This window comes from Bacillus cereus, assembly GCF_007678085.1.
GTDB lineage: Bacteria > Bacillota > Bacilli > Bacillales > Bacillaceae_G > Bacillus_A > Bacillus_A cereus_BE.
The window spans coordinates 1-314 of record NZ_VEDW01000031.1 but is presented as its reverse complement, the minus strand read 5'-3'; the positions used below and the strand labels follow the sequence as shown (position 1 = coordinate 314).

Sequence of the window (314 nt, the reverse complement as noted above, 5' to 3'; positions counted from 1 at the left end):
TCTTTCCCTTGTTCGTTGTAGATTGTAAACTCTGCATTTGGCAGTTTCGTATTTCCATCCGCTATATCTACTTTCGTTATTTCTAATTCACCTTCTACTTTCTTATCTTGAACGATATGTTTAATAATTTCTCCATCCTCTTTGATTTCAAATGCAAATGTCTCTTCATTTATTACATAGCCATTCGGCGCTATTGTTTCTTTATACGTGTACTTTCCGTATGGTAGTTTAAATTTCGCTACACCTTTTTCATCCGTTTTCCCTTTTACTACTTCTTTCCCTTGTTCGTTGTAGATTGTAAACTCTGCATTTGG

General features: G+C 34.7%; 1 protein-coding gene. It reads right to left on the bottom strand.

Annotated features, from left to right (window positions below; translation table 11 throughout):
• Positions 1 to 314: prealbumin-like fold domain-containing protein (locus FS742_RS27205; RefSeq protein WP_186327224.1), on the bottom strand; the 314-nt coding region annotated here is incomplete at both ends.